Origin of the sequence: Nonomuraea zeae, assembly GCF_005889725.1 — a bacterium.
Classification (GTDB): Bacteria; Actinomycetota; Actinomycetes; order Streptosporangiales; family Streptosporangiaceae; genus Nonomuraea; species Nonomuraea zeae.
Genome location: NZ_VCKX01000201.1, coordinates 1 through 22942 on the forward strand (window position 1 = coordinate 1; position 22942 = coordinate 22942).

18 protein-coding genes and 1 pseudogene are annotated in these 22942 nt (G+C 71.8%); 4 read left to right on the forward strand and 15 right to left on the reverse strand.

What is annotated here, in order from left to right:
• The 8 genes from ETD85_RS42780 to ETD85_RS42815 form a co-directional block, all read right to left on the reverse strand.
• The coding region (locus ETD85_RS42780; RefSeq protein WP_338087227.1) for a DUF6597 domain-containing transcriptional factor at positions 1–303 on the reverse strand (303 nt) is incomplete at its 3' end.
• Positions 304–339: 36 nt separating this feature from the next.
• Positions 340–1197 (reverse strand): hypothetical protein, encoded by an 858-nt coding sequence (locus tag ETD85_RS42785; RefSeq protein WP_138695566.1) that lies wholly within the window; start codon positions 1195–1197, stop codon positions 340–342.
• Positions 1198–1300: 103 nt separating this feature from the next.
• Entirely contained in the window at positions 1301–2497 is a 1197-nt protein-coding gene (locus ETD85_RS42790) for an ABC transporter permease (RefSeq protein ID WP_138695567.1), read from the reverse strand.
• A complete protein-coding gene (locus ETD85_RS42795; protein WP_240779798.1) occupies positions 2494–3180 on the reverse strand; it encodes an ABC transporter ATP-binding protein in 687 nt (228 codons plus the stop codon). Before ETD85_RS42795 ends, ETD85_RS42790 begins: the two co-directional genes overlap by 4 nt.
• A complete protein-coding gene (locus ETD85_RS42800; protein ID WP_240779796.1) occupies positions 3180–4277 on the reverse strand; it encodes a peptidoglycan-binding protein in 1098 nt (365 codons plus the stop codon). The genes ETD85_RS42795 and ETD85_RS42800 overlap by 1 nt, the downstream gene beginning before the upstream one ends.
• Positions 4274–4828, reverse strand: a complete 555-nt coding sequence (locus ETD85_RS42805; RefSeq protein ID WP_138695568.1) for a hypothetical protein — start codon at positions 4826–4828, stop codon at positions 4274–4276. The genes ETD85_RS42800 and ETD85_RS42805 overlap by 4 nt, the downstream gene beginning before the upstream one ends.
• 23 nt (positions 4829–4851) lie before the next feature.
• On the reverse strand, positions 4852–6261 hold the full coding sequence (locus ETD85_RS42810; protein WP_206059225.1) for a sensor histidine kinase: 1410 nt from the start codon (positions 6259–6261) through the stop codon (positions 4852–4854).
• Complete coding sequence (locus ETD85_RS42815) at positions 6258–6947, reverse strand: response regulator transcription factor (protein WP_138695569.1); 690 nt, start codon at positions 6945–6947, stop codon at positions 6258–6260. The genes ETD85_RS42810 and ETD85_RS42815 overlap by 4 nt, the downstream gene beginning before the upstream one ends.
• 366 nt (positions 6948–7313) lie before the next feature.
• On the opposite strand from ETD85_RS42815, the gene erm reads away from it, so the two are divergent.
• Positions 7314–8024: a 23S ribosomal RNA methyltransferase Erm gene (gene erm / locus ETD85_RS42820; RefSeq protein ID WP_379507381.1), complete on the forward strand. Its 711-nt coding sequence runs from the start codon at positions 7314–7316 to the stop codon at positions 8022–8024.
• Here the strand turns inward: erm and ETD85_RS42825 are convergent.
• A complete protein-coding gene (locus ETD85_RS42825) occupies positions 8013–9404 on the reverse strand; it encodes a hypothetical protein (RefSeq protein WP_138695571.1) in 1392 nt (463 codons plus the stop codon). The genes erm and ETD85_RS42825 overlap by 12 nt on opposite strands.
• 117 nt (positions 9405–9521) lie before the next feature.
• Between ETD85_RS42825 and ETD85_RS42830 the strand changes: the two genes are divergently transcribed.
• Positions 9522–11099 carry a molybdopterin-dependent oxidoreductase gene (locus ETD85_RS42830; RefSeq protein WP_138695572.1) on the forward strand — a complete coding sequence of 526 codons (1578 nt, stop codon included), beginning with the start codon at positions 9522–9524 and terminating at the stop codon, positions 11097–11099.
• On the opposite strand, the gene ETD85_RS42835 is transcribed toward ETD85_RS42830, so the two are convergent.
• From ETD85_RS42835 to ETD85_RS42855, 5 genes are all read right to left on the reverse strand, one after another.
• Complete coding sequence (locus tag ETD85_RS42835; protein WP_240779797.1) at positions 11092–12897, reverse strand: chitinase; 1806 nt, start codon at positions 12895–12897, stop codon at positions 11092–11094. The genes ETD85_RS42830 and ETD85_RS42835 overlap by 8 nt on opposite strands.
• 67 nt (positions 12898–12964) lie before the next feature.
• Positions 12965–14653, reverse strand: coding sequence for a fibronectin type III domain-containing protein (locus ETD85_RS42840; protein WP_138695574.1), 1689 nt, complete (start codon positions 14651–14653; stop codon positions 12965–12967).
• Positions 14650–16473 (reverse strand): cellulose binding domain-containing protein, encoded by a 1824-nt coding sequence (locus ETD85_RS42845; RefSeq protein ID WP_138695575.1) that lies wholly within the window; start codon positions 16471–16473, stop codon positions 14650–14652. The genes ETD85_RS42840 and ETD85_RS42845 overlap by 4 nt, the downstream gene beginning before the upstream one ends.
• A 290-nt stretch (positions 16474–16763) precedes the next feature.
• The gene (locus ETD85_RS42850) at positions 16764–18590 is read right to left on the reverse strand and encodes a M14 family metallopeptidase (protein WP_206059226.1); all 1827 of its coding nucleotides are present in this window, start codon (positions 18588–18590) and stop codon (positions 16764–16766) included.
• A gap of 70 nt (positions 18591–18660) precedes the next feature.
• Positions 18661–19353 carry a nitroreductase family protein gene (locus ETD85_RS42855; protein ID WP_138695576.1) on the reverse strand — a complete coding sequence of 231 codons (693 nt, stop codon included), beginning with the start codon at positions 19351–19353 and terminating at the stop codon, positions 18661–18663.
• 94 nt (positions 19354–19447) lie between these two features.
• Here ETD85_RS42855 and ETD85_RS42860 point away from each other — a divergent pair, with 94 nt between their 5' ends.
• Positions 19448–19939, forward strand: coding sequence for an Lrp/AsnC family transcriptional regulator (locus ETD85_RS42860; protein WP_138695577.1), 492 nt, complete (start codon positions 19448–19450; stop codon positions 19937–19939).
• A gap of 48 nt (positions 19940–19987) precedes the next feature.
• Positions 19988–21598, forward strand: a complete 1611-nt coding sequence (locus tag ETD85_RS42865; RefSeq protein WP_170247144.1) for a CocE/NonD family hydrolase — start codon at positions 19988–19990, stop codon at positions 21596–21598.
• On the opposite strand, the pseudogene ETD85_RS63675 reads toward ETD85_RS42865, so the two are convergent.
• Positions 21571–22942: pseudogene (locus tag ETD85_RS63675) on the reverse strand (hypothetical protein); the annotation flags it as partial. The gene ETD85_RS42865 and the pseudogene ETD85_RS63675 sit on opposite strands and share 28 nt — an antisense overlap.

The following is a 22942-nucleotide window of genomic DNA, read 5'->3' on the forward strand; positions in this document are numbered from 1 at the left end:
GAAGGGGGTCGGGAGGGCCGACAGCGGGATGCGCTGGTCGCGTAGCTCCTCCAGCGGCACCCCCAGCAGATCCCCCACTCCGCCCGGTCTGAAGCGGATGCCCACGAAGAGGTCTCCGGGCGCCATCGGCGCCGGCATGGGCCCGGTGTCGGGGCCGGCCACGAACAGGCCGTCGGGGCCCCAGATGAGGTCGACGCAGGCGTCGGGCACCACGAGCTGGGTGGTGGCCGCCTCGCTCACCTGATGCCACACGCAGGCGACGCGGCCCGCGAGGTCAGGGTCGGGAGGTCGTTCCGCGTACATGCCTCCAACGTACGCGACCGCACCGACAGAACCGCGTCACCCCGGCAGCCGCCCGTACGCGCGCAGGGTCTTGAGGTGCTGCACGGTGAGGTACCCGCCCCATTCGTGCTGCACCACCGGCGTCCAGACGAGCCAGTTGGCGCTCCAGCCGCCGTCCTCCGCCTGCGTGGCCAGGAGCGCGTCGAGGTGGCGGTCGAGCACGTCCTGCTCGAACAGCGGCAGCCGCAACGGCGCGGAGGCGAAGTCCAGCGGGAAGTGCACGGGCCCGCTCGCGTACGGGTCGAAGGTGACCGTGGCCAGGATCGCCTCCCGCAGCCGGGCGAACTCCGCCTCGGCCCGCTCCCGGTCGGGCACCAGGTCCAGGAACGTCACCACCGCCCGCGCCTCGTACGGGCTGGTCTCCTCCAGGGCGGCGATGCGCGACCAGCAGAAGTCCGTGGCGGCGGCCAGCCAGGGATGCGTTCCGCCGTTCTTGTGCAGCAGCCCCGCGATCGAGGCCGTCGGCACGAGGTTGCCCGGCGGGTCGTCGTCGGTCTCCCACCAGGGCGCGCGCGGCGTGTCCCGGACGGAGGGCAGCACGAACGGCACGCCGCCGCCGGGAGCGCTGACCCGGGCCAGGTAGTCGCAGGCGGCCGGCACCATCGGCGAGTCGAAGGCGCCGAGCTCGTCCAGGATCCAGAACGCCACCTCGACCGGCTCCGGCTGGCTGCCGGAGCCGCGGAGGTCCGGTTCGAGCGCGTTGCCGAAGCCCCCGTCCGACGGGTTCTGGTACGGGCGCAGCGCGTCGAGCACCCGATCCCGCGAGCCGCCCCTGAACAGCGCCTCGAACCGGAGCCTGTCGATCAGCCGCCCGTGGCGCAGCAGGTAGCCTTCCGCCCGATCCAGCACGTCCATGTCACTCAACCCTTTCCTGCGAGCCGGCTGTCACGGGCGAAGCTACCCCCGCCGCGCGTCCCGCTTCTTGTAGAAATCGGACGCGCGGGTCACGAGCACCTCGTCAGGGCGTGGCCAGGGCCTCGGTGGGCGACATCCGGGCCGCGCGCACCGCCGGGTAGAAGCCGGCCAGGCCGCCGATCACCAGGGTGGCGAGTACGCCGCCGAGCATGGCCCAGACGGGCACGATCGCGGGCCAGCTCTGGATGCTCGCGTACGTGGCCGTGACGCCGATGCCGAGCAGCACCCCGCCGACGCCCCCGATGGCCGACAGCAGCAGCGACTCGGCGAGGAACTGCACGCGGATCTGCCCGCGCGTGGCTCCCAGCGAGCGGCGCAGGCCGATCTCCGCCCGGCGCTCCAGGACCGAGATGACCATCGTGTTGGCCACGCCCACGCCGCCGACCAGCAGCGCGACGCCGCCGAGGCCGAGCAGGAGCGCGTTCAGCGTGGCGTCGGTGGCCTGCTTGGCGGCCAGCACGTCCGACGGCCTGGAGACCTCGACCTCGTTGGGCTGCTCGGGGTTCGCGGTGGCGGCGAGCACGTCGCGTACGGCGACGACCGACGCCTCCCGCGCCCTGGCGTAGATCGTGGTCGGGTAGCCGTCGAAGCCGAGCCTTTCCTCCGCCACCGGCCAGCCGACCAGGGCGGCGGTGTCCAGCTCAGGAGCCAGCGGCACCGCCGCGAGCACCCCCACGACGGTGAACCACCGGCCGCCCAGCCAGACCCGCTGGTCGGGACCCGCTTCCACGACGCCGAGCCGGTCGGCCGCCGTGGCGCCGAGCACGGTGGCCGGGTAGCGGTGGGTGGCCTCGTTCAGCCAGGTGCCGCTGACGACGGTGGCGCCGACGTCCTGCGGCAGGTCGAGGCGGGCGGCGGTGACGGAGACGCTGCTGGTCTCGGCCGCCGGGATGTGGTCGTTGCGGTAGACCTTGGCCGGTGTCGTGCCGGTGGCGGTGACCGCGGTGACGGGGCCGATCTGGCCGATCATGCCCTCCGACTCGGCGGGCAGATGGGAGGTCTCCCCGAACAGGGTGTGGCCGGGCGACACGGTGAGCAGGTTCGTGCCGAGCGCTTCGAGCTGCCGGTTGAGGTCCTCCTGGCTGGAGGCGGAGATGCCGACGACGCCGAGCATCGCGGCGATGCCGATGGCGATCCCCAGCGCCGACAGGAACACCCGCAGCGGCCGGGCCCGCAGGCCCGACCCGCCGACCCGGACCACGTCGCGGGGCCGCATCCGGGCCGAGGTCAGGACCGTCATGTCCGCACCCCGCCCGCGAGACCTCGGCTCGCCCGCGGCAGGACGCCGCCGTCGAGCATCTCGACCTGTCGGGGCAGCGCGGCGGCGATGTCGCGGTCGTGGGTGATGACGACCACGGTCGTGCCGCCCGCGTTGAGCTCGCGCAGCAGGTCCATCACCCCGGCTCCCGAGCGGGAGTCCAGGTTGCCCGTCGGCTCGTCGGCCAGCAGCAGGCGTGGGCCGCCGACCACGGCGCGGGCGATGGCGACGCGCTGGCGCTCGCCGCCCGACAGCTCGTGCGGCCGGTGGCCGAGCCGGTGCCCGAGCCCCACCCGCTCCAGCGCGTCGTACGCCCGCAGCCGCCGTTCGCGCAGCGACGGGCCCGCGTACAGCAGGCCGTCGGCCACGTTGTCCAGGGCGGGCACCCCCGCGGCCAGGTGGAACTGCTGGAAGACGAAGCCGATGACGTTCGCGCGCAGGGCGGACAGCTGCCGGTCGGTGAGCGAGAGCACGTCGTGCCCCGCGATGCGGACGGTGCCGCCGGAGGGCCGGTCGAGGGTGCCGATCATGTTGAGCATGGTCGACTTGCCCGACCCGGACGGCCCGACGATGCCGACGAGCTCGCCCGCCTCGATGTCCATCGTGACGCCGCGCAGCGCGGTGACCTCGCCGTACTCCTTGCTCACGTCACGCAGTTCGACGATCACTTGGGCACCGCCACGGTCATGCCCTCCTGGACGCCGGTGACCTCGACCTGGCCGTCGGCGAACAGGCCGGTCTCGACGGCGGCGTAGCGGGTGGCGCCGCCCTCCACGACCTGTACGCCGTAGCCGCCCTCGGCCAGCGCGAACAGCGCCCCGACGGGCACGGCCAGCACGTTCTCGCGCTGCTCCGACACGATCGTGACGTCCACGGGCGCGGCGTCGAACGACTTCTTCAGCCCGCTCACCGACACCGTGACCTCGACCGTGGTGGCGCTGTCGTTGCCGTCGCCGGTCTCGGTGGCGACCTTGCCGACGCCGCTCACCTTGCCGTGCACCGTGCTGCCGTCGGGCAGCTCGACGGTGGCCTTCATGCCCTTCCTGACCAGGTGCTCGTCGGCCACGTCGAGGTTGACCAGCACCTCGCGGGTGGTGCCGGTGGCGGTGAGCACGGCGCCGTTCGCGCTCTCGCCGAGTGCCTTCCGGAGCTCGGAGACGCGGATGCGGCCGTCGGCGACCACGACGTCTCCGGGCTGGACCTTGCCGGTGACGTCGAGCCCGAGGTCCTCCTGCCAGTCCTCGACCGCCTCCCTGGTGGCCCAGGTGAACTCGTCGTCCACGTCGAACCCGGTGTAGCCGAGCTGGTCCAGGTTGCGTTCGAGCAGCTCGACGTCCTTGCCGGACACGCCGTCCTCGAGGGTGCGGTAGAGGGGCATGGTGCCGTACAGGAGGGGGCGGCGGTCGGCGTCCACGCTGTAGACGCCGTGTCCCCTGGTGATGGTGGCGCCCTCGGCGGGAAGCCAGGTGATGGTGCCTTGCGACTTCCCCGTGACGGTCAGGGGGGTGCCGTAGCCGAGCGTGCCGTCCACGGTCTTGGTCTCGGTGAGGGTCGTCCTGGTCACCTTGGCGAGGGCCGGCGGCCTGCGGGTGGCGGCGGCCGTACCGGAGTCGCCGCCGAAGCCGACGGCGGCGGCCGCGACCGCGGCGGCGAGCAGCGCGGCGCCGCCCGTCCACGCCAGGACGCGCAGGCCGCCGCGGCGACGCGGCGGTAAGGGCCGCGGTACCCGCTCGGCCCGCTCGTGCTCCTTGATCTGGGTCACTTGGCCGCTCCCGGCTTGGTGAAGCTCTTGCCGCAGATCCCGATCGCCTTCTTGAACGCGGGATCGTCACGGTCGAAGTTCCGGGCGGAGCCGCTGGGGAGGGTGCCGTCGGGGTTGGGGTCGGGCATGTCGACGCCGTTCTCGCGCATGCACTGAGCCAGCCGGCGCAGCTGCTCGACCTCTTCGGGCTTGAGCTCCTTGCGGTCCTTGAACGGCGCGTAGGCGCGGCAGGCGTCCATGGCCTTGCCGACCTTGTCCTTGCCGAGGTTCTGGTCGATCACGCTGAGGCCGCCGCCGTCCGGGTCGGGGTCCTCCATGGGCACGCCGTGCTCGCGCATGCACTTGGCGAACTTCCTGCCCTGCTCCTGGCGATCGGCGGCGGACGTGGCGGTCGGCGCGGCGGTGACGGTCGCGCTCGCGGACGGCGAAGCCGAGCCGAGCGCCGCCGAGGCGACTCCGGTGCCCCCGGGCTCGCCGCCGCAGCCGGCCAGCAGCCCGGACAGCCCGGCCAGCACGGTGATCAGCGCCGGGACGATGGGTGTTCTTCTCATGCTCCGACTGTGGTCGGCGCTCTTCAACGGGAGCTGGGAGCCGCCTCGGCGCCAGGTAGGAGTACGCGGAAGGTGGCGCCCCGGCCGGGCGCGGTGTCCAGCTCGACGCGCCCTTCGTGGGCGCGGACGATGGCGGAGACGATGGCCAGGCCGAGCCCGGCGCCGCCGCCGGTCCTGGACCTGCCCTCGCCGACCCGGTAGAGGCGGTCGAACAGCCGCGGTACGTGCTCGGCCGGCACCCCGGGACCGGTGTCGGACACCTCCAGCACGGCCAGCCCGCCGGCCTCGCCGACCTTGACGGTGACGGCGGCGTCGGGAGGCGTGTGGGAGAGCGCGTTGCCGACGAGGTTCGCGGCCACCTGCCGGAGGCGGGCCTCGTCGGCGACGAGGGAGACGGGCGCGAGCCTGCCGTCCAGCCCGGCCAGCTTGACCTGCCGGTCCGGCACGCGTGCGCGGGCGTCGCGGATCGTGTCGGCGGCCACCTCCAGCAGGTCCACGGGAGCGCGGTCGAGCGGGCGTTCCTCGTCGAGCTGGGCCAGCGTGAGCAGGTCGTTGACGAGCACGCCCATCCTGGCCGCCTCTTCCTCGATCCTGCGCATCATCTCGCCGGTGTCGCCGCCGCCCCTGCGGTGCAGCTCGGCGAAGCCGCGTACGGAGGTGAGCGGCGTGCGCAGCTCGTGCGAGGCGTCGGCGAGGAAGCGCCGCATGCGGGCCTCCGAGTCGGTCCTGGCGGCGATCTCGGACTGGAGGCGGTCGAGCATCACGTTCATGGCCTTGGCCAGGCGGCCGGCCTCGGTGTGCGGATCGGGACCCGTGACCCGGCGGGCGAAGTCGCCGCGGGTGATGCGCCCTGCCGTGGCCTCCATCCTGGTCAGGGGGCGCAGGCCGAGCCGTACGACGGAGTCGGCGGCCAGGCCGAGCAGCAGCAGCACGAACGCGCTCACGGCGAGGGCGATGGCGATCACGGAGTTCTGGGTCTGTTCGAGCTCGGCGAGGGACTGGGCGAAGACCCAGGTGGCGCCGCTGGGCAGCGCGGCGGCGCGGATCCGCCACGAGGCCCCGGAGGTGCCCGGCACGGTGTAGGTCACGCCGGTCCTGAGCTCGCCGATGTCCGGGCCGGGCTGGCTCTTGTCGGAGGTCTGGAACTGCAGCGCCCCGCTCGCGTCGAAGACGATGATCTGCTGGATGGCGGCGATCCGCTTGGTGAGCGCCTCGTAGAAGTCGCCGGCCTGCGCCGGCTTCGGCATGAAGTTCTGCGGGGCCTTGAGCGTGACGGCCTTGCTGATCTGGGCGAGCTGGCCGTCCACGCGCCCCATCAGGTTCTCGCGCAGCAGCGCGACGCCGACGACGTTGGAGAGCACGAGCGCGAGCGTGGTGAGCCCGAGTATGGCCATGACCAGCCGGCGGCGCAGGGTCCAGGTGGCGGGCCTCACCTCGGGGTCCTCAGCGTGTAGCCCACGCCGCGCACGGTGTGGATGAGCTGCGGCTGCCATTTGTCGATCTTCTTGCGTAAGTAGTAGACGTACGACTCGACGATGCTGGAGTCGCCGTCGAAGTCGTAGCGCCACACGCTGTCGAGGATCTGCGCCTTGCTCACCACCCGCCCGGCGTTCGTGAGCAGGTATTCGAGCAGGTTGAACTCGGTGGGCGACAGCTCGACCGGTACCCCGGCCCGGCGCACGCGGTGGGCGTGCACGTCCAGCTCCAGGTCGGCGTAGCGCAGGACGCCGCCGTCCTCGGGGCCCTGGGAGCTCGTCCGGCTGCGGCGCAGGATGGCGCGGATGCGCAGGACGACCTCCTCCAGGCTGAAGGGCTTGGCCACGTAGTCGTCGGCGCCGAGCGTCAGGCCCCGTACGCGGTCCTCGACCCGGTCGCGGGCGGTCAGGAACAGCACGGGGATGCGCTCCTCCAGCCGCCTGGCGACCTCGAAGCCGTCGATGTCCTCCAGCATCACGTCGAGCACCACGATGTCGGGCCGGAAGTCCCTGGCGGCGGTCACCGCCTCGGCCCCGGTCTCTGCGGTCCTGACCTCGAACGAGACCAGTCGAAGCGTCTGCGAGAGCAGTGCGCGGATGTTCGGCTCGTCGTCGACGACGAGCACCCTGGCCGGTCGGTCCATGGTCAATGGTCTACCCGAGCCAGCTCAATGCCGGCTCAAAGCCCGCGCCGGTTAATTCGATTGCCCGGTTGATCGGGGCCGACCTACAGTGACGGGCATGTCATGCATGTTCACCTGCCAGGTCTTCATCCGCATCCGCCACAGCCGGGCTCTGGCCCGCTAGCGGACGCGCACACCTGAGGCTGAGCGTCCGCAGGCGCGCCCAGGGCCCTTCGAGACCCGTTCATCTCGAGGACCCGAAAGGGCAGTGCTGTGGCGCAGAATTTCGCGCACGGAAACTATTCACACACCCAGAAGAACGCCAGGAACAGCGGCGGCGGTCGCACGCCCAGAGATCGGGCCAGGCGCACGCTCTCGCAGAATTTCCTGGCCGACCGCCATGCCGTCGACCTGGTGGTGAAGGCCGCCGCACCGGAAGGGCTCGTGCTGGAGCCCGGCTCCGGCGAAGGCGTGCTCACCCTGGCGCTGGCCGAGGCGGGCGCGCGGGTCGTCGGCTACGAGATCGATCCGCGGCTGGCCGGCCTGCTGGCCGCGCGCACGCGCAGCGATCCCCGCGTCGACGTGGTCAGGGGCGACTTCACGGCCGCGCGGGCGCCGCGTGAGCCGTTCGCGGTCGTCGGCAACATCCCCTACTCGATCACGTCGAAGATCGTGGACTGGTGCCTGCGGGCGCCGGCCCTGACCTCGGCGACGCTGCTCACGCAGCGGGAGTACGCCCGCAAGCGCGCGGGCGACTACGGCCGCTGGAGCCTGGTCACGGTGGAGTCGTGGCCGTGGTTCGGCTGGCGGCTCGGCGACACGGTCGGCAGGGAGAGCTTCCGCCCCGTCCCGTCCGTCGACTCGGCCATCCTGCGCATCCAGCGCAGGCCCGAGCCGCTCGTGCCGGATCGGCGCTCCTACCTGGAGCTGGTGGAGCTGGGGTTCGGCGGGGTGGGCGGCTCGGTGCGCGCCTCGCTTAAGCCGCGTTACGACGGGGTGGACGCCGCGCTGGCGGCCGCGGGGATCGCCCGCGACGCCGTCGTCGGCTACGTCCACCCCGACCAGTGGATCACGTTGTGGGGGCGCCTATGCCGGTGACGCGGCCCTGACCTTCTCCGACGATCCCAGAGGATGGGCCGGCCCTGGGGCGGTCGCGATGCGGCGGCTCCAGGGCATGGCCAGCGCCAGGATCGGCAGCAGCACGATCGAGGCCCGCGACCAGTCGGAGTGCAGGCCCCACCAGGTGTTGGTGTCGAACTGGGTCATGTAGAGGTAGCCGTAGCCCGCCCAGAGCGACACGCCCACGATGGCCGGCCAGGCGAACCTGGTGGGCCGGGCGACCAGGAACGGCATGAACCACAGCAGGTACTGGGCGCCGAGCCGCGGCGTCATGACCATGAAGACGAGCAGGACGGCCGTGGTCATGTCGATCGGGTCGGCGCGCCGCCACCAGAGCACGACGGCGACGACGCTGACGTAGATCAGGTTGGTGCCGAAGGAGGCCAGGTCGGCCCGTAGGGCCCAGTCGCCGCCGGTGAACCAGGGAGTCCAGCCGTATTCGCCGACGATCGGCCTGATGTCCTGGATGGTGTGGATGACCGCCGGGATCTGCTCCAGCGATGTGCCCGCGAAGACCGGCAGCGTGACCAGGAAGAAGAGCGGCACCAGGCCGGTGAGGAACAGGCCGGCGACCCTGGAGCGCAGGTTGGGCAGGAGCAGCAGCATGCCGGGGATGAGCCAGATGGGCCAGCTCTTCGCGCACAGCGCCAGGCCCATCAGCAGCCCGGCCAGCGCACCGCGCCTGAGCTCCGCGCGGTCGTCCGGCCCCGGCAGCAGGGCCCGGTGCAGCATGCCGTGGGGGCCGAGCACGCGCCTGGCCGAGGTCGCCAGCCCGTAGGCCGCCACGCCGTGGCGCACCCTGGCGATCACGTCGGTCGTCATCCCGGCCCGGTCGGGCGCGCCGGGGCCTCTGGCGACGACGAACGCCGCCACGCCGAACACGAGCGCGACCGGCTCGACCTGGCCATGGACGCAGGCGATCAGCACGGCGAGCGGGTTGAGCGCGTACTGGAGTGCGCGCAGCGACGCCTTCGGCCCGCCGGCCAGCTTGGCGACCAGCGGGATCAGCACGATGTCGGCGACCACGGTCACGAGGCGCCCCGCGTATTCCCACGGGATGCCGAGCCAGAGCAGGATGCCGTAGACGTAGGGGATCGTCGGCAGGAAGTGCCAGCCGCCCTCGCTGGCCAGCACCGGGTCCTCGCCACGGAGCACGGCCTCGCCCGCGGGCTTGAAGCTCTCCATGAAGTCGACCGGCTGCCACGTGTCGATGGCCGAGGTGTACATGATCAGAAGCCTGACCACGACGCCCACGGCGATGGCGACGATGAGTGGCGGCCGCCAATCGCGCCATTGGGCAATGAGAGCGAGCACGACACCGGCGACGAGGACTAGCCCCGTGAGAACTGCGTAATCCATGGCGGCATCTAGCCTGCCGTACCGGTGGGACTGCCGCCACCAGGGCTTCCAATTCTTATCCCCGACATGCCGACACGTATCCCGATACGAGATCACCGTCTGTGTTGAACTTTTTCCATGGGGGGATCGCAGGTCAACCAGGCACTGGTCAGGCTCTACTTCGAGGTGAGAGATGGGCTGCGCGACCCGGTCGCGGCCTGGGCGAAACTCACAGGCAACTCACAGCAATACCGCCACGCCCGAGGGGAGCGGCGGGTGCCGCTCGACGACGTCACCGCGGCCGAGCTGGCGGCGGCCGCGATCGTGCACACCACCGCCGTGCACGGGGCCGGGCACGTGGCGGCGCTGTCCACCTCGCCGCTGGCGCGGCTGGTGGGCGGGCTCGGCGGCGCGGTGCTGACCGAGCATCCGTGCGCGCCCGAGCAGGTGCTGGGGCCGCGGTTCGCCGGTCCGGGGGCCGATGACTGGGCGCGGGCGGCGTACGTGCTGCTGTGGGGTGAGAACAACCGGCTGGTACGCACGGCGGACACGCCCTGGGTGATCGCCGGCCGCTACAAGGGGCAGAAGGTGGTCGCCATCGGCACCCACCCCACCCGGCTGTCGGACGAGACGCTGGTCGTGCGGCCGGGCACGGACGGTGCGCTGGCCATGGCCATGGGGCACGTGCTGCTCAAGGAGTTCTACCTGGACAGGACGCCGTTCGCCGAGCACGCGGCGGCGCGTACGGACCTGCCGTTCCTGGTGCGGCTGCGGGCGCGGGAGGAGGCGTACGTGCCCGGCGGGCTGCTGGGGCGGGTCAGCGACCGGCTGAGCGTGTACGGCGGCGAGGCGGTCGAGGTGCTGCTGCCGCGCTTCGACTACGGGCCGGGGGTGCTGCGGCGCGGCGTGCCCGTGCTGCGTGACGGCGACGAGCTGGTGACGACCGTGTTCGACCTGCTGCTGGCCGTCTACGGGGTGGGGCGGCCGGGGCTGCCCGGCGTCTGGCCCACCGGTTACGAGGATCGGCAGGCGCCGTACACGCCCGCCTGGCAGGAGTCCTACACCGGGGTGGCGGCGTCGCGCACGCTGAAGATCGCGCGGGAGCTGGGGGTGACGGCCGAGAAGACCGGCGGGCGGTGCGTGATCGTGCCCGGCCGGCTGGAGACGCCGCACGCCGACACCGCCTACCGGGCCATGCTGGCGCTGCTGGTGCTCACCGGGTGCGGCAGCGGCTGGGCGCAGGCGGTCGCCGCGGGGGTGCCGCTGGTGCCGTACCTGTGCCTGCACGCCTGCGGCGAGGACCGGTCGGACGTGGGCGCGCTGAGCTGGGCGCTGTCGGAGGGGCTGTTCGAGCGCAGGTCGGCGCGCTCGGTGCTGCTGGAGGCGGTGCGCGACGGGTGGCCGATGGCGCCGTCGCCGCGCGTGCTCGCCCTGCCGCGGCCGATCTACCCGCTGCCGCCCGAGGTGGACCTGCTGATCGGGCCCGACGAGCACTGCGACCTGTCGCCGCCCGACACCGAGCTGCTGGCGCAGGCGGTGTCGCGGCTGGCCGGGCCCGCCGCCCCGGTGGAGGCGGGCGGCGGTCCCGGCGACGAGCGGATGCGGCTGCTGGTGGACCACGCGTGGATGCACGAGTACGGCGAGGCGCTGCCCACCTACCGCCCGCCGGGCCTCGGCATCCCGATCAAGCCCACGCAGCTCGTCAGGTTCACGTGAGCCCGTTCAGGTAGGCCCGGTGGCTCCTGGAGAACTCCGAGCCGTTGAACCTGTCCCAGTTGATGGACCAGGTCATGAGCCCGCGCAGGTTCGGGTAGACGCCGCGCGGCCGGTACGTACCGCAGTTGCTCCCCTTGGCCAGGCAGTCGAAGGCCTTCTGCACCTCGGCCACGGTGGTGAAGCCGTTGCCCGCGTTGGGCGAGGCGGGCAGGCCGATGGCCACCTGGTCCTGGCGCAGGGCGGGGAACACGTTGGCCGGATTGCCCATGATCGGGAAACCGGCGAGCAGCATGTCCGTCATGGCCACGTGGAAGTCGTGGCCGCCCATCGTGTGGTACTGCCCGTCCAGCCCCGTGATCGGTCCCGAGTTGTAGTCCTGCACGTGGAGCAGGGTCAGGTCGTCGCGCATGGCATGGATGACCGGCAGGTAGGAGGCGCTCCTGCTGTCGGCCGTGCCGTTCGGCCCCGGGCCGTAGAACTGGTAGCCGAGCTGGACGAAGAAGGTCTCCGGCGCCATGGTGAGCACGAACTTGGCGCCGTAACGGCTCTTGAGCGTCTTCAGCGCCGAGATCAGGTTCACGATGACGGGCGTGGTGGGGGCGGCCAGGCTGGTGTCCCCCGGGTTGAGGTAGAGGGAGTGGCCCTCGAAGTCCACGTCCAGGCCGTCGAGGCCGTACCTGTCGATGATCGCGGCGACCGACTCGACGAACTTGTCGCGCGCCGCCGTGGTCGTGAGCTGCACCTGGCCGTTCTGGCCGCCGATCGAGATCAGCACCTTCTTGCCCTGGGCCTGCTTGGCCCTGATGGCGGCGATGAAGTCGGCCTCCGGCTCGACGTTCGGGCATTCGGCGGCCGGGCACTGGCGGAAGCGGATGTCGCCGGAGGTGACCGAGGTCGGCTCGCCGAAGGCCAGGTTGATGACGTCCCATTCGGCCGGTACGTCGGCCATCCGGAGGTAGCCGGAGCCGTTGGCGAACGAGGCGTGCAGGTAGCCGACCAGCACCCGCTTCGGCAGCTGGCCGCCGCCCCCGCCGCCGCTGGTCGTGGTGCCGCTCGCCTCGGCGGAGTAGGCGGAGCAGTTGCCCGCCGCGTCGCAGGCGCGGACCTTGAAGCGGTACGTGGTGGCCGGGCTCAGCCCGGTCGCCTGGTGGGAGGTGCCCGTCACGGTGGCCGGGGAGCCGCCGTCGCGCGAGACCTCGTACCTGGTGACGCCCACGTTGTCGGTGGCGGCCGGCCAGGTCACGGTGAGCGTGCCGGCGGTGGCGCCGCCGACGGCCGGGGTGCCCGGCACGGTCGGGGCCTGGGTGTCGGGCGTGCCGCCCGGGCCGTCGAGCACCACGTCGTCGGCCAGGTAGGCGCCCTGGCCGTACCAGCCGTTGACGTGGACGACCACGGACGTGGTCGTGGCGCCCGTGGTGAAGGAGGTCTTGAGCTGCCCCCACTGGTTGCCGGGCGCGCCCCAGGTGCTGGCGCTGACGCCGGTGCCGGTGGCGCCGAGGAAGACGTAGGCGCCCTGCACCCAGGCGGACAGCTGGTACGTGGTGCCGGGCTGGACGGTGATGCTCTGCTGGCACCTGGCGTAGTCGCTGCCCTGCGGGGTGGCCCGCAGGGCGCTCGCCCCGCCGTGCACGGGGGACGGCACGGTCTGGGCGCCCGACGTCGCGCTGCACGTCCAGCCGCTCAGCCCGCTCTCGAAGCCGGGGTTGGCCAGGATGTTCGCGGCGGCGGCCGGGGTGGCCTGGAGTGCGGTGAGTCCGGAGGCGAGCACGACCGTGGCCGCCAGTCCTCGGAGGTTCATGGGATTCCTCACGCTCATGCCGAGGGGGCCCGCCCCGAGGTGGGGCGGGCGTGGTGGTCACGGTGGGTCAGAAGCCGGCGGTGGTCCTGGTGAACTCCCAGTCGGCCTGGGCGATGCCGCTGCAGTTCGACACCACGCCGCCGCCAGGGCAGGGACGGTCGCGGTTGACGGCCCAGTACGCGAGCCTGGTCAGGCCGTGGGAGTTGGCCCAGTCGCGGATCTGGGTCCAGGTCGCGGGCGAGGTCAGCTCCTGCTGGTCGGACAGGCCGTTCATGCCCGAGATGCCCATGTGCGCGTACGCCTGGGCGTCGGTCCAGCCGAAGGCGCTCTTCAGCGCGTTCTTCAGGCCCTCGGAGGCGTTGACCGTGTCCTGGTACATGTTCGTGCCGCCGAAGTCGAACGGCATGATCGTGTAGTTGTCGATCGGCACGGCCAGCGCCTTGGCCTGGTTGATGAGCCGGATGCCGTGGGCGTTCGGGCCGGTCTTGGTGGTGCCGAAGGTCACGACGACCTTGACGTTCGGGTTGTTCTGCTTGACGATCTTGAGGCCGTTCAGGATGCGGTCCTGGACGGTGTAGTTCTCGAACTCGTCGGTGTTCTCGATGTCGAAGTCCACGACGGCGGGGCCGACGGCGTTGATGACCTGCTGCACCGCGGTCGCGAACGCCTGCGGCGTGGAGCAGTTGGGGCCGAGCTTGTTGCCCTGCCAGCCGCCGAAGGAGATCTGGACGCTGCCGCCCTTGGACTTGATCGTGTTGATCGCCTGCTGGTCGGCGCCGCCGGTCAGCGCGCGGTTGCCGTCCCATGCCGGGTTGCAGCCGCCGCTGGCCAGGATGAACGCCATCGTGAACGACCGCACGCCGGTGGCGTCCATGACCGTGCCCGGGTTGGGCGGGTTGCCCCAGCCCATGTAGAGGTAGGGGGCGCCGGGCATCTTGGTGGGGTTGCTGCAGCCGGTCGTGGTGGCGGTGGCGTCGCGGCCGGCCGACTCACCCGCCGAGTTGTACGCCTTCACGGTGTAGGTGTGGGTCGTGCACGCGCCGAGCCCCGAGACGGTGGCGCTGGTGCCGGTGACCTGGGCGCGCTGGGTCGAGCCCTCGTACACGCGGTAGCCGGTCACCGTGCCCGACGAGGCTCCCCAGCTCAGCGCGATGCTGGAGCTGGTGACCGAGGTGGTCACCGTGCCGGGCTGGCCGGGGGCGCCGGTGCCGCCCGAGGTGGTGGCGGTGACGGAGTTGCTGTCGCCGGAGACGTTCCCGGCCGCGTCACGGGCGCGGACCGTGTAGGTGTAGCTGGTCGAGGCGGCCCGGCCGGTGTCGGTGTAGGTGGTGCCGGTCACGGTGGTGACCAGCGTGCCGCCCCGGTAGACGTTGTAGCCGGTGACGCCCACGTTGTCGGTCGAGGCGTTCCAGGCCAGCGCGACGCTGCTGGAGGTGACGCCGGTCGAGCGGAGGTTGCCGGGCACCGAGGGCGCCTGGGTGTCGGTGCCGCCGCCGGAGCCGGGCTTCCAGAGCGCGGGCACGTTCGGCGGCTCCCAGCCGGGCTGGGAGGTGTGGCCCTGGAGGCAGACGTAGTCGACGCCGTTGTAGGTGACGACCGCGCCGGTGGCGTAGGCCGTCCACGGGGCCCAGGCGGCGGCGAGCTGTAACTGGGACGTCTCGCCGAACGCGGCGGGTGCGCCGGAGGCGAGCCCGGCGCCGGTCAGGGCGAGGGCCAGTGCCGCCGTCAAGGCGGTGAGTCTGCTGCGAAATTTCATGGCATTCCCTGGAGGTGGGGCTTGACGGTCTTGGAGAACGACCAGTTGTTGCTGGCGTCCCAGTTGATGGACCAGGTCATCGCGCCCCTGATGTCCGGGTAGGCGCGCGGTGGCACGAAGGTCCCGCAGCTGGTCCGTTTGGCCAGGCAGTCGAGCGCCTGGTTGACGAGGGAGGGTGAGACGACGCCGCCGCCCGCGGCTCCCGGCCCGGCCGGCAGGCCCAGTGCCACCTGGTCGGGGCGCAGGCCGTTCTCGAGCTGGATGCAGGCCAGCGCGGTCATGAAGTTGACCGAGCCCTGCCCGTACGCCTGGGCCTGGTCGCAGCCCAGCATGGAGCCGGAGTTGTAGAACTGCGTGTGGACGACGGTGAGGATGTCCTTGATGCTCAGGGCGAGCTTGAAGTACTCCATCCCGGTTGACTGCATGTCGATGGTCTGCGGGGCCATGGTGATGATTAGCCCGGAGCCGGCCTTCGCGCGCAGCGACCGCAGCGCCTGGGCCATGTAGGTGGCGTTGAGGCCGTTCTCCAGGTCGATGTCCACGCCGTCGAAGCCGTAGCTCTGCATGAGGGCGTACACCGAGTCGGCGAACTTGGTCGCGGCGGCCGCGCTCGCGACCTGCACGCGCCCGGCCTCGCCGCCGACCGAGAGGATGACCTTCTTGCCGCGCTGGTGCAGGGCCTGCACGTCGGCCTTGAACTGGGCGTCGGTGTAGCCGCCCACCGCCGTGGCCAGGCCCGGGTCGAGGGTGAAGACGACCTCGCCCGCGGTGGCGGTGGCCTCGCCGAAGGCGATGGCGATCAGGTCGTACTCGTTGGGCACCGCCGACAGCTTGAGCTCGACGGCGGGGTTGACGAAGTTGTGCCAGTAGCCGGTGAGGAAGTGCTTGGGCAACGTCCCGCCCGTGCAGCCGGACGTGGTGAACGTGAAGGTGTCGCTGGCCGGGCCGTCACCCGAGGCGTTGGACGCGGTGATCGTGAGCGGGTAGGAGGTGCAGGCGGTCAGGCCGGTGAGGGTGTGGGTGGTGCCGGTGACGGTGGCGGTCAGCGTGCCGTTCAGCCGGATCTTGTAGGAGGTGGCGCCGGCCACGGCGGGCCAGCTCAGCGTGGCGCCGGTCGAGGTCGATGAGGTCAGGCTGATCGAGGTGACCTTGCCGGGCGCGCCCGTCCCGCAACCGGTGGTGGTGGCGGTCACGGGGTCGCCGGCGGCCGACTCGCCCGCCGCGTTGTACGCCTTGACGGTGTAGGTGTGGCTCTCGCAGGTGCCGAGCCCGCCGATCGTGGCCGTGGCGGCCGTGACTGTGGCCTTGACAGCGGTCCCCTCGTAGACGCGGTAACCGGTCACCGTGCCCGCGGACGCGCCCCAGGACAGGGTGATGGCGTTGCTCGTCGTGGTGGCGGTGGCGGCGCCCGGCTTGCCGGGGACCTCGACGGTGGAGCCGCCGCAGGAGGCCCCGTTGAGCGTGCAGCCGGTGATGCCGGGGAAGTTGCCCGGGCTGCCGTTGAAGCCGAAGCTCGCGCTGGCGCCCGCCGCCAGCACGGGGGCCCAGCTCGGGTTGGTGAAGGTGTAGTGCTGGCCGCTCCGCGACATCACCGCGTCCCACGCGGACGGGATGGAGAAGCCGGCGGGGGTGTCGAACTGGACGTTCCACCCGTTCATCGCCGTGGTGGTGCCGTTGGTGACGGTGACCTTGCCCTCGAAGCCGGAGCCCCAGTCGGCGACCTTGACGAAGGTCGCGGTGGCGCCGGCGGCGTGGGCGGGCAGGGCGTAGAGGCTGAGTGCGAGGGTCGCGAGCGCCAGGACAATCGCGCGAAGTCTCACGGATGCTTCCTTCGGGGGGTGGCGTGCCGTACGGCTTGCACCGGGGGGTGAGAGCGCAAGCCGTACGGCACGGCCTTCGGGGGGTGTCAGCGCAGACCGGTGGGAGAAGTGGGCGGCTTTGCAGAGGCTGTCAGGTTCTGTCCGGTTAGTGATTACTTTTAGTAAAGTTTCCTAAGAGTTGTCGCGATCGTAGCCTTGACATCCCGTGCTTACAAGACCCAATCCCATGACCCCGGACATGGCTCCGCCGTACAAGATCGGGGATCTTGTACGGCGGAGTGCGGTGCGGTTTACGGTTGCTGGGTGATCCTGACGTCGTCGACGCCCGCCTCCACCAGCGAGGCTCCCGAGGCGTCGGCCGCGTCCACGAGGATGCGGACCGTCTGCCCGGCGAAGGCGTTCAGGCTCGCCGTGGCCGTGGCCCAGGCGCCGTTGCGGTTGGCGGCCGAGCCGGCCTGGTTCAGCACGGTGGTCGTGGTCGAGCCGACCACGCGCACCCTGAAGTAGTCGGCGCTGGAGGCGTTGGAGCCGTGCGCCAGGTACCACGAGAACGACAGGTTCAGCGCGCCCGTGGCGGGCAGCGTGATGGGCGGCGACTGGATCGAGGTGATCCCGCCGTCGATGTCGAAGTCACCGGCGGCGGTGCCGGCCAGCCGTCCCGTCACCAGGTCGTTGGCACCGCTCACCGTGGTGCCGAGCTGCTTGGCGCCCGAGGACGTGGTGGCCTCCGGGTCACCGCGCTCCCACTGGCCGGTGGTGGCGGTGTCGGTCGCGGACGGGTTGACCGTCCAGCCGGTGGCCGTCTCGAACGTGTCGGAGTAGACCGTCACGGGCGGATTGCCGGTGCCGCAGTACTGGGCCTCCTTGCCGATGATCCGGTAGACGCAGTCCGAGTATTCGAGGAAGCGCAGCACGGCCTCCCTGTTCCGGGTGGTCTGCGGGACGATCTGCTCGTCCGGCGGGTAGAAGCCGGGGCTGGAGCCGGTCGGGTACATCTCGAACGTGAAGCTGAAGATCTTGTAGGCCCCCCAGAGCCAGTCGTCGATGGTCCCGTCGGTGATGTAGAGGTCACTGCCCTGCTGGGGTGTGTAGCCGTTGGTCGAGGCCATGTTCTGGCCGAGCGTGGCGTGCGCGTCCCGGTCGTCCTGGGTCAGCCCGGGCGCGGTGTCGTTGAAGGTGTAGCCGTAGGGCCACAGGACCAGCTCGCTGTAGGTGTGCCAGTCGATGTGCGACTTGAGCTGCTGCACGCCGCCGACGACCCGGCTGCGCACCCAGTTCGCCGCGGCCTTGACCTCGGGGGCCGACTCCGCGCTCGCGCCGCGGTACGTCTCGCTGGAGGTGGTGCCCGATGAGCCGCCGCAGCAGCCCCAGTTGTAGGCCCAGTTGCGGTTCAGGTCGGTGCCGACGGCCGAGGAGCCGGAGTTCGGCTGCCTGTTCTTGCGCCAGGAGCGGTAGGAGCCGGTGGCGATGTCGTACTCGCCGCCGTCGGGGTTGAGGTCCGGCATGATCCAGATCTCTCTGGTGTTCACCAGGTTGGTGATCCTGGAGTCCGTGCCGTAGTTGTCGGCGAGCAGGTGCATCAGGTACAGCGCCATCTCGACCGTGAGGTGCTCGCGCGCGTGCTGGTGCGCGGTGAACAGGACCTCGACCTCGTTCTCGTCCGTGCCCACGTTGTCGCTGATCTTGACCAGGCGGAGCTGCCTGCCCTCGTACGACGTGCCGTACGAGGCCTGGCTCATGATGCCCGGGTGCGCCGCCACGAGGGCGTTGATCTCGGCGTTCATCTCCGCGTAGTTGTGGTACTGCGAGTCCGCCGGCGGGAAGTCAAACGCGTCGACGGACGGGGGTGTCGGGCGCGGCACCTCCGAGACCCGGTAGCCGAGCCGTCTGATGGCCGAGACCTCGGCTTCCGTGGCCGTGACCAGGACCGACTCCTTGGCCACCTCTTCGATGGCCGCGCCTGTGGCGGCCACCGAGCTGCGCTGCTGCGCGTTCGCCGGACCCTCGACGCGGTACTGCCTGTTGGGCGGTGGTTCCGCGGAGGCACCCGCGCCGGTCATGCCGGTCAGGGTGATCAGGCTGAGGGCGGCAAGCAGGATGACTAAACGGTGTTTCACCTCGTCCTCCTCAGGCGCTCGGGATGGAGTGGTGCCGGCGCCTGAACCGAGAGTGAAGACGTTGCCTGCCCTAGGAAAGACCCAAATTTCCGGTCATGCGGATCAGGGTGGTTTCGAGCGGCTTTCTCGGCAGATCTGGCACTTCCGCATCGTCGGCCGCGTACCCGACGGGGAACAGGATGTAGGGCCGCTCCCCGGCCGGGCGCTCGCAGATCTCGCTGAGGAAGGCCATCGGGTTGGGCGTGTGGGTGAGCGTGGACAGGCCCATGGCGTGCAGCGCGGTGATGAACAGGCCGCAGGCGATGCCGACGCTCTCGTTGACGTAGTAGTGCCTGATCCTGCCGTGGCCGGGGCGCACGGCGTACTTCTCGGCGAAGCACACCACCAGCCACGGCGCCACCTCGAGATAGCCCTTGTCCGAGGTGGTCTCCAGCGGCGCCAGCGCCGCCCGCCACTCGGGCGGCAGCCGGCCGCCCTCGTAGTTCTGCCGCTCCTCGCGCTCGGCCGCCACGCGCACGCGCCTCTTGGTCTCCGGGTCGCCGATCGCCACGAACTTCCACGGCTGCTGGTGCGCGCCCGACGGCGCGGTGCCCGCCGCCTGCACGGCCAGCTCCACGCACCGGTACGGCACCGGCTCCGCGCTGAACGAGCGCACGCTGCGCCGCCGGTCCGCGAACCGGTAGAACTCCTCGCCGCGCCGGACCATCTCGGCGGGCTCGTAGCGTTCGGGCGAGTAGGGGACGAACGGATGCCGGTGCTCCATAAGATCCGAAGTCTCAGCACGGACGGCGGATCTGACAACACCCGCCTTTCCATGCTGTCAATCTGCAAGATCAACAAGCGATTGGGTGACGAATATGCCGGCACGCCGCCGCGGCCTCGACGATCTGGACCTGCGCGTGCTCCGCCTCGTCGCCGAGCGCCCGCGCAGTGGCCTGATGGAGCTGGCCCGCGTGCTGGGGGTGGCGCGGGGCACCGTGCAGGCCAGGCTCGACCGCCTGGCCGCCGACGGCGTCATCACCGGCTTCGGCCCGAACCTGTCCCCCGCCGCGCTCGGCCATCCGGTGCAGGCGTTCACCACGCTGGAGGTCGAGCAGGCCGCCCGCGAGCACATCTCCAGGACCTTGGAGTCCATCCCCGAGCTGCTGGAGGCGTACATCGTGACGGGGCCGGGGGACGTGTGGTGCCGGATCGCGGGGCGTGACCACGAGGACATCCAGCGGATCATCGACCGGATGCTCAGGATCCCGGGCGTGCGCAGGAGCACGACCGTCATCACGCTGTCGGCCGTGGTCCCCCACCGGGTCCTGCCGCTGGCGGCACTCCGGCAGGCCGCCGACGACCGGTGACAGGTGCCTGACAGGCCGATGACAGGCGGCACCGGCACCGTCGGGGGCATGAGCCAGATGATCGAGACCACCGAGACCATGACCACCCGCGACGGCGTCGAGCTCGTGGCCACGCTGTGGCGGCCCGACAGGATAGGCCGCTTCCCCGTGCTGCTGTCGCGCACCGCGTACGGACGTGGCCCCGCCGGTCCGGGGTTCCACCTCGACCTGCCCAGGCTGGTGGCGGCCGGGTACGCCGTGGTCGCCCAGGACGTGCGCGGCACCGGGGCGTCGCAGGGCGAGTTCCGCTTCATCAGCGGCGAGGCGGAGGACGGCCACGACGCGGTCCGCTGGGCCGCGACGCAGCCGTGGTCGGACGGGAATGTCGGCATGTTCGGCGACTCGTACCTGGCCATCACCCAGCTCCTCGCCGCCCAGGAGCGCCCTGAGGGGCTGCGGGCCATCGCGCCGCACGTGTCGCCCTACAGCCTGTACGACTGCGTCTACCAGCCCGGCGGCATCCCCAACCTGAACGTCATCCTGACCGTCTGCCTGGTCGTGCTCGCCGCCGGGGAGCTGGACCGGCGGATCGCGCTGGGCACGGCCACGCTCCGGGACAAGGAGGAGCACCTGGCCGCACTCGGCTTCCCCGACCGGCTCGAAGAGGCCCTGCGCGAGCAGTTCGGGCGGCTGCCGCTCAGCGACCAGCCGCTGCTGAAGGACCTCGTCCCCTTCTACGCCTCGTGGATGGACACGCCCGACCCCGGTGACCCGCTGTGGCGGGACGCGGTCGTCCGCCATGCGGGCATCGAGGTGCCCGCGCTGGTCGGCACCGGCTGGCACGACTACTTCCTGGACGCCTCGATCGAGCACTACGAGCGGCTGCGCGGGGAATCGCGGCTGATCGTGGGGCCGTGGGCGCACTTCTCCGCCGATCGGGACATCTGCGGGCGCGACTACGGCGACCACGCGAGCCAGGAGGCGATCGACTGGACCGGCGTCCATCTCGGCTGGTTCGACCGCTGGCTGCGCGGCGGCGACCGGGGCGCCCGGCCGGTGGACGACGGGGCACGGGTGCGGATCTTCGTGATGGGCGACGACGAGTGGCGGGACGAGGACGACTGGCCGCTCGCGCGGGCCCTGCCGGTGCCGTACCACCTGGGGCCGGACGGCACGCTCGGCACCACGCCGGAGCCCGGCGACCCGGGCGAGTTCGCCGCCGACCCCGGCGACCCGGTGCCCACGGTCGGCGGGGCGGTCATGGCGTTCGAGGCCTACGGCCCGCTGGACCAGCGGCCGCTCGACGGGCGCGGCGACGTGCTGCGGCACCAGAGCAAGCCGCTGACCGCGCGGGTGGAGGTCACCGGGCGGATCGAGCTGGTCGCGCGCGTCTCCTCGACGGCGGACAGCGCGGACGTCACCGCCAAGCTCATCGACGTGCACCCCGACGGGCGGGCCGAGCTGCTGACCGACGGCATCGTCCGGGTGACAGGCCTCGTCCCCGGCGAGGCACGCGAGGTCAGGGTGCCGGTCGGCACGACCTCGAACGCGTTCCTGCCCGGACACCGGATCAGGATCGACGTGGCGGGCTCGAACTTCTCCCGGTTCGACAGGAACCTCGCCAAGGGGACCACCACGCTGCACGCCCCTTCCTACGTCGTGCTGCCGATCATCCCGTAGACCTCCTGCCGCGGCTTGGCCGCGCCCTCGGCGAAGAGCTCGGCGAAACGCTCCTCGCCGAGCGTGGCCCTGGCCGCGGCCACGCCATCGGCGGTTCCCTCAGCGGTGTCGGCCTCGACGTCGTGCGGGTCGAGCACCGACGACGCGCCGAACAGGACCGCCGCCCGCTCCTGATCGCCCCCGGCCTGCGCGGCCAGGGCGACGCCGGCGACCACGATCGACAGCAGCCCCCGGTCGGCCTCCAGTTCCCCGAGCGCCTCCAGGGCCAGGCGGTGCTGCTCCATGGCGACGTCCAGGTCACCGGCGACCGCGAGCGCCCGGCCGTACGCGGTCCTGAGCGAGACGGTGAGATGCGCGATCGGCGGCACCTGCTCCAGCACGCCGAACAGCCCCCGGTAGATCTCGAGGCCCCGCTCCACGTCGCCGGTCCGGCAGGCGTGGGCGGCCTCCGCCAGCCCGAGCTGCACCAGCGAGAACGGCGCCGTCTCCGCGTCCACCTCGGCCCTGGCCCTGGCCAGGTCCTCCGCCGCGCCCGCCAGGTCGCCCGTCCTGGCCCGCAGCGTGGCCAGCCTGACCAGGGTGGAGATCGCCTCGTCGGCGCTGACCCGCTGGTCGGTGAGCGCCCACGTCTCGGCGATCAGGTCGTCGGTCGGCACGCCCTTGGCCACCCGGATGGCGGCCAGCCCCAGCAGCGCCTCGCTCAGCCCCCACCGGTCCCCGAGCCGCCTGAACCCGGCCACCGCCCGCTCCAGCCGCTCCTCGCTGCGGTCGCGGTCGCCGACCATGAGGGCGGCGCTGGACAGCCAGAGGTCGTCGCTCTCGGCGTACCGCTCGATCAGCTCGGCGGCGTGGTCGTCGCGCCCCGCCGCGGCGGCCATGACGGCCTTGCTGAGCCGCAGCAGCGGATGCAGCGGCCCTTCCCGATCGGCCAGGTCGACCAGCTCGTCCATCCAGAGCGAGAGCCGCACCATGGCGGGCCGGTCGGCGACCAGGGAGGCGAACTTGTCCACGCCGTAGGCGAACATGCACGCCGTGTACGCCGCCGCCAGCCCCGGCGGCGGCGTGTCGCCGACCAGCTCGATCACCTGGGTGGCCCAGCCCGCGCTCTCCTGCCGGTAGCCGCACATCCACCAGTACCAGTTGAGTGCCGCGCACAGCCGCAGCGACGTCTCGACGTCCCGCTCGTCGATGGCCCAGCGCAGCGCCGCGGCGAAATCGTCCCGCTCGGAGGCCAGCCGCTCGATCCAGCCGAGCTGCGCGGCCGTCCGCAGCTCGGGGACCGCCCGCTCGGCGAGATCGAGCAGGTACGCCGCATGCCGCCGCCGGTACCCCGCCGCCTCCCCC